The 6,072-nt window shown below is 52.6% G+C and carries 7 protein-coding genes and 2 pseudogenes; 5 read left to right on the top strand and 4 right to left on the bottom strand.

What is annotated here, in order from left to right:
* The 5 genes and pseudogenes from U8U01_RS16880 to U8U01_RS16860 all read left to right on the top strand — a co-directional run.
* Window positions 1-97 (top strand): annotated as a pseudogene (locus U8U01_RS16880) (IS5/IS1182 family transposase); the annotation flags it as partial.
* A 155-nt stretch (window positions 98-252) separates the two neighbouring features.
* Window positions 253-1,041, top strand: a complete 789-nt coding sequence (locus tag U8U01_RS16875; protein WP_322176764.1) for a recombinase family protein — start codon at window positions 253-255, stop codon at window positions 1,039-1,041.
* A gap of 25 nt (window positions 1,042-1,066) precedes the next feature.
* On the top strand, window positions 1,067-1,807 hold the full coding sequence (locus U8U01_RS16870; protein WP_322176762.1) for a recombinase zinc ribbon domain-containing protein: 741 nt from the start codon (window positions 1,067-1,069) through the stop codon (window positions 1,805-1,807).
* Window positions 1,804-2,730 carry a recombinase family protein gene (locus U8U01_RS16865; protein ID WP_322176760.1) on the top strand — a complete coding sequence of 309 codons (927 nt, stop codon included), beginning with the start codon at window positions 1,804-1,806 and terminating at the stop codon, window positions 2,728-2,730. The genes U8U01_RS16870 and U8U01_RS16865 overlap by 4 nt, the downstream gene beginning before the upstream one ends.
* Entirely contained in the window at window positions 2,663-4,306 is a 1,644-nt protein-coding gene (locus tag U8U01_RS16860) for a recombinase family protein (RefSeq protein WP_322176758.1), read from the top strand. Before U8U01_RS16865 ends, U8U01_RS16860 begins: the two co-directional genes overlap by 68 nt.
* 190 nt (window positions 4,307-4,496) lie before the next feature.
* Here the strand turns inward: U8U01_RS16860 and U8U01_RS16855 are convergent, their stop codons facing one another.
* From U8U01_RS16855 to U8U01_RS16840, 4 genes and pseudogenes are all read right to left on the bottom strand, one after another.
* Window positions 4,497-5,243, bottom strand: a complete 747-nt coding sequence (locus U8U01_RS16855) for a sigma-70 family RNA polymerase sigma factor (protein ID WP_322176756.1) — start codon at window positions 5,241-5,243, stop codon at window positions 4,497-4,499.
* Complete coding sequence (locus U8U01_RS16850; RefSeq protein WP_322176754.1) at window positions 5,240-5,452, bottom strand: hypothetical protein; 213 nt, start codon at window positions 5,450-5,452, stop codon at window positions 5,240-5,242. The genes U8U01_RS16855 and U8U01_RS16850 overlap by 4 nt, the downstream gene beginning before the upstream one ends.
* Window positions 5,453-5,456: 4 nt before the next feature.
* Complete coding sequence (locus U8U01_RS16845) at window positions 5,457-5,702, bottom strand: hypothetical protein (RefSeq protein WP_322176752.1); 246 nt, start codon at window positions 5,700-5,702, stop codon at window positions 5,457-5,459.
* Between the two features lie 53 nt (window positions 5,703-5,755).
* A pseudogene (locus tag U8U01_RS16840) lies at window positions 5,756-6,072 on the bottom strand (hypothetical protein); the annotation flags it as partial.

Here is a 6,072-nt window from a genome sequence, read left to right as displayed (position 1 = left end):
GAGAGGTATTGCCACTCGTTATGCCAAAACCTCGGATGCTTTTATCGCCGCGGTACACGTCCGTTGTATCGCCATTTGGGCTGCTATCCGTACTTAATTCGTGTAGACACTATCTAGATCAGCATTCCAAAATGGAGAAAAAATATATGTCTGAAGTGAAAACTCTGGCGGTTTGCGCTGGATGTATCTGAACTCTTGTGGTATTGTTGGTGGTGCCGAAAGGCGAAATTTTCACAGAAAGGAATGGTGCAAATGACTGTAACCGACATCAGCCGGGAACCGCAGAAACCCGAGGTTATCCGGCTGGCGGCCTACTGCCGGGTGTCCAGCAAGTCTGCCGACCAACTGCACTCTTTTGCGGCACAAATCTGTTACTACAAGGATTATGAGCGAAAGAATCCGCAATACAAGCTGGTGGACGTATATGCTGATGAGGGCTTGAGCGGCACGGACATGAAAAAGCGTGATGAGCAGAATCGGCTTATCCGTGACTGCAAGTTGGGCAAAATCGACCGGGTCATTACCAAGTCCGTATCACGATTTGCGAGAAACACGCAGGAACTACTTGTAGCCCTGCGTACCCTCAAGGAGTTGGGCGTGAGCATCTACTTCGAGGAACAGGGCATCGACAGCGACAAGATGAACATGGAAATGCTGGTGACCTTCCCCGGCATGGCTGCACAGCAGGAGAGTGTAAACATTTCCGACCACCTCAGAAGAAGTTACCAAATGCGCATGGAGTCTGGGGAGTTCAACTGTAATGCTCCTGCTTATGGCTTCGAGATGATGGATGGGAAGATGGTCGTCAAAGAGGATGAGGCGGCTGTGATTCGCCGCATTTTTGACCTTTATCTGCAAGGCGTGGGCAAGCAAAATATTGCGAATATACTCAACGCAGAGAGTGTTCCCCGGCGATATGGTCAGCAAAAATGGCACCACACTACGATTGACTATGTCATCAAAAATGAACGGTATATGGGCGATGCACTCCTGCAAAAGGAGTACACGACGGATACGGTGCCCTTCCGCAAAAAAGCGTAATCACGGGGAAAAGGCCCAATATTATGTGGAAAACAGCAATCCATCCATTGTCAGCCGGGAGGTATTCCAGGCAGCACAAAGGCTGCAGGAATCCAGAATTACCACAACAAAGAAAGAATACAACTCCATTCTGTCTGGTGTCCTGCGTTGCCCCGACTGCGGGAGTACCTTCCGCCGACAGCTGCTGCGTGGAACCGTGTACTGGATGTGCAGTGATAAGGCTGCTGGAGCCACAAATTGCAAAAGCAGGCGTGTGCGAGAAAATGCTGTCTTCGACACCTTCTGCTTGCTCGTAGACAAGCTGTCTGCCCACCGACAAGACCTGCTGGGTACGCTTATCCATCAGCTGGAGATGATGCAGAATCGCGGCGGCGAGAGCCAAGAGAAGATACGTCAGATTGACAAGCAGATAGCCGATTTAAGTGCGCAAAATCTGGTGGTCGCCCGGCTCCACACTAACGGCGTTCTGAACGCCACCGACTTTGCCGCACAGTCCTCGGTCATCAGTAACAAAATCAATGTCCTGCGACTGGATCGCAAAAAGGCGCTGGCAGAGGATGAAGACGATGAGCTGATATACACGCTGAAATCGTTGGATGACACCTTGGCAGGATATGTGCTTGGTGTGCCATTCAGCCAAGCATTATTCGAGGAAATTGTCCAAAGCATCACGGTCGTGGACAACTCAACACTGACCTTTCATCTCGTCGGAGGGCTGGCCTTCACGGAGCAAATTCCTGAGAATGTGAGGTGTCGCACAGCATGAAAAAGAGGAACATCCCCTTCGGGTATCAGTATCAGAACGGCACGATAACTATCCATCCGCAGGAGGCTGCTGTGCTGAATCGTATTTTCAGCGAGTATCAAAGCGGTATGTCCCTGCTGGACATCGCCAACCGACTAAATGATGAAAATGTTGAGTATCAGCCCGGCGTTACCGGCTGGAATAAGTCCCGCATTATGCGGTTGATTGAGGATGAGCGATACACTGGCAGGAACGGCTTTCCAGCTATCATTGACGAGAACACTCATCAAACCACAATTGAGATGAAAGCCCAAAAGAACACCCAACACAGTACCAACCGCACTTCTGATATTTTTCATATAGATGTGCCTGTGACTTGCCCGGTCTGTGGTTCCGAAATGAACCGTAGACATGACAGCCGGATCAGAAAGTGCCAGCAACGATGGATATGTTCCAATGCGGACTGCCGCACGGCGATTCACAAGGCTGACAGCGACCTACTGGATGATATTACTGTACTGCTAAACCAGGTGATTGTCAATCCTGGGTCGTTGCAAATTCCAGTTATTGATGAGTCCATGAGTGTGCAGACTCTGAAAGCTGAAAATGAGATTGCCAGGACATTTGACACACTTGATTACGATAAAAACACCTTGAGAAAAAAGATGTTGGAGTGTGTTTCTCTGAAATACGCGGATATCGACTCCGCTCCTTATATAGCCCATAGATTGAAAGCGGTTCTCGCAGATGCAGAGCCGCTTTCAACTTTTTCAATGCCACTTTTCAAGAGGACGGTTCAAGCCGTCTACCTTGAAACAAATGGTACCGTGAGCATAAAATTGATAAATGACCAGATGGTCGGAAAGGACGATGAATATGCAACCGACAGCAACCACTCCGAAGAAAGTGGTACGCAAAATTCCTGCCAAAATCAACATAGCTGAAGAAATCAAGCAAGCCCACCGGCAGCTCCGGGTGGCGGCCTACTGCCGCGTTTCCACGGCCCAAGAGGAGCAGTTAAACAGCTATGACGTGCAGGTGAGGTACTACACCGAGAAGATCAGAAGCGAGCCGAAATGGGCCTTTGTGGGCATCTTTGCGGATAGAGGACTCTCCGGCACCAGCACGAAAAAGCGCGACGAGTTCAACAAAATGATAAAGCAGTGCAGGCGCGGCAAAATCGACATGATTATCACGAAATCCATCAGCCGGTTTGCCCGGAATACCGCTGACGTGCTAAAGTATGTGCGTATGCTCAAGGAGATTGGCGTGGACATCTTCTTCGAGGAGCAGAACATCCACAGCACCCAGCCGGGGGCTGAGTTTTATATCACCATTTATGGTAGCATCGCCCAGAGCGAGTCAGAGAATATCAGCGCTAATGTCATATGGGGCAAAAACCAGAGCGCGAAAGAGGGGAAGGTTCCCTTCCAGTACAAGCGGTTCCTGGGGTACCGGCGCGGGCCAGATGGTAAACCGGAAATCGACCCGGAGCAAGCCGAAGTTGTGAAACGAATTTATAGCAGCTTTCTCGCTGGAGATAGTATGACCACCATCGCCAACGCCCTGACTGCTGACGGCATACCAACGCCTACCGGCTCCGGCAGATGGGTGCCTGGAACGATACAGTCGATAATTTCAAATGAGAAATATGCGGGGAATGCCGTCCTCAACAAAACCTATGTGGTGGACTGTTTGAGCAAGAAAGTCAAGCGAAACGACGGCAAGGCCCGGCCCATGTACTTTGTGGAGAACAACCACCCGGCCATCATTGACCCTGCCATTTTCGGTCGGGCGCAGGAGGAACTCGCTCGGCGTACCGGCAAGCGGAAAGTAAAGCAGAAAGGTACTAAGAGCGAGCAGGGCCGGTATTCAAGTAAATATGCTCTCACGGAACTGCTGGTCTGTGGAGAATGTGGTACCCCTTATCGAAGATGTACCTGGACAGTTAAAGGTGAAAAGAAGCCAGTCTGGCGGTGCATCAACCGGTTGGACTTTGGCAAGAAATACTGCCACCATTCACCAACGATGGAAGAAAGTGTGCTGCAGGAGGCCGTCATGGCAGCAATCATGCGCATGGCAAAGCAGAGTACCGATGTGCTGGGCGCCTTGAAACTTCACATCGGCATGGGCCTGAAAAACGATGATGGTGAGGATGACAGCCTGGATATCCAAATCAGAATAGCAGAAATCGATGCGAAATTCAAGGTTATGTTGCAGGCTATAGCCACAGATACAGTGGAAGATTTCGATGAACAGAGGGCCGCGGCGCTCATGGCTGAGAAAAACAGCCTGGAGCAACAATTGGCTCAATATGATAATGCACAGCAGGAAAAAGAGAATACCGAATCTCGACTGGGTGAGATTTTCACCATCCTGGAGGGGCTGGAGAATCACCCCATGGAATATGATGACCGGCTGGTGAGGCAGGTGCTGGAATGCGTGGTGGTAGAGTCAAAGGAGAAGGTTAAGGTGATTTTTGTAGGAGGGCTGGAGGTTGAGCAGGTAATACCAGTTTGACGTGAGAGTTCGGATACGCACACCGATTTGGCAAAAATATCTTTTTCGTATCCACCTCACACTTCCAACCCTTCAAATTTGGCTTGATACCGCCATTTTTGGAGGGTTGGCTTTTTGCTTTTTTGCCGGTTTGGTCTTTATTTGGTCTTTATGATTTGTAAGGGTGTTCCGCTTTAGACCCCCACAACACCTAAAAAAGGCTGCTTATAGAAGGCAAAGGGACTGCCAGTCCTTTTGCGTTTTCTCTGTTGTAAGGGATATTCACGCCCAACACTACTCCCAAACCGCCCACCCCGCCCGGCTGACTTCTGCATCCCGCCTGAGCGCGGCCAGCGGCCAGCGCCCGGCTTTCTTCCCTCTGCACCTGTGATGCGGTTACCCCCAGCTTGAGAGCCGTTTGAGGGCGTGTCAGCTGAGCATAGAACCGACAGCGTATCACTTGGATTTGCAGCGCTGGAAGAGTATTCAAGCCGCGTTGCAATGCGTGAGCAACCGCCTCCCCGGCTTGCCGCTCGTGTACCTGTTCCAAATCGGCCGCCGCTTGCTCATCAGGGAGAAAGTCACTCATTGCGCCAGTTCCATCTTCGCTGGTGATGGGGCGGTCAAGGCTGTCTGCCATATCCAGCGGGCGGGGCCTGTCTGTGCCCATAGCGGCCCGGAAACGGTTCTTGCAGGCATAATTGAGATAGGTAGTGAACCGCCAGCCGCCCGGCTTGTAGGCCCTCACAGCGGCCAAAAACGCAAGCCAGCCCTCTTGATAGAGGTCATCCAGCGTTACCCCGTGAGCGGCGCATTGGTCGGGGCCATAGCGATAAAAAAGCCTCCGGAACTTCGAGTATACCAGCCGCTCCACCTGCTCCCACAAGGCGTAAAGCGCCGCTTGGTCGCCGTGCTGAGCCTGCGCGGCCAGCTGCTCGTTGTTCCGGGGGTCGTTCATCTCTGCTCCAACTCCTTCACCAGCGTTTCCAGTTCGTCCAGTTTCTTCTGCTGCTCATCCACCCGGATCGCCCCCAACGCCACGTTACACCCATACAGCAGAGCGTTTGCGGTCTTGGGGTCTATCTCACCATTCAGCAGCAGGTTTGAAATGCGGTTCACCGTGCGCCGCACCTCCCGGGAGGTGGACATTTTCAGCCGCTTTGCCACGGCGTCACCCCATCACGTCAAGCAGGATGACCGGCGCGGCCTCTGCACCGGCATAGCTTTGCAGATGTGCCCGGGCAGAGGAAAGATCGGGATGGTTTGTAACCTCTCGGCGGAAAACGCCCGCCTTGCCGGTCAGGTGGGCCGCTGCCGTCCACCCGGCGGGGGATGGGGTCAAAATGACCGGCCCCAGCGTCTCAGGCGGCTTGAACAGCGCCCTCGCCCTGGAAAGCGCCTTGTCCAGTCGGTTCATGATATCAACTCCTTACGAAAGGGGCGCATGAGCTGTGCCCATACGCCCGGCTGTTATTCGATTTCGTCTTCCGTTTCGTTTTCAGTTGCGGCGGGCTGTGCCTGGTAGTAGATGGCCTTCGCCTTGTTTTCAAGCACGAAAGCCCCATAGCAGATGCGGCCTTCCACCAGCGCGCCGGAGATACCCGGCGGGTTGTCGTGGACGTTGTAGGTTTCCAGCTTGGTGGGGGCAACCGTAGCCGATGGGTGGGTCAGCATAAAGCCGAAATTTCCGGGCAAGCGGGCGGCGGGTACTTTCAGCACCGTTGCTCCGTCCAGCATGGCGATCACACCCCGGAGGCGCATATCGTTACCGATATCTGTCTCCATTG

The organism is Acutalibacter caecimuris (genome assembly GCF_034335085.1).
Taxonomy (GTDB): domain Bacteria; phylum Bacillota; class Clostridia; order Oscillospirales; family Acutalibacteraceae; genus Acutalibacter; species Acutalibacter caecimuris.
The sequence above is the reverse complement of the archived record's forward strand: the minus strand, read 5'-3'. Positions and strand labels throughout refer to the sequence as shown.

Coding starts and splice junctions, on each gene's coding strand:
- U8U01_RS16845 (WP_322176752.1), bottom strand. CDS start 5,702: ATGAACCGACTGGACAAGGCGCTTTCCAGGGCGAGGGCGCTGTTCAAG.
- U8U01_RS16865 (WP_322176760.1), top strand. CDS start 1,804: ATGAAAAAGAGGAACATCCCCTTCGGGTATCAGTATCAGAACGGCACG.
- U8U01_RS16860 (WP_322176758.1), top strand. CDS start 2,663: ATGCAACCGACAGCAACCACTCCGAAGAAAGTGGTACGCAAAATTCCT.
- U8U01_RS16855 (WP_322176756.1), bottom strand. CDS start 5,243: ATGAACGACCCCCGGAACAACGAGCAGCTGGCCGCGCAGGCTCAGCAC.
- U8U01_RS16875 (WP_322176764.1), top strand. CDS start 253: ATGACTGTAACCGACATCAGCCGGGAACCGCAGAAACCCGAGGTTATC.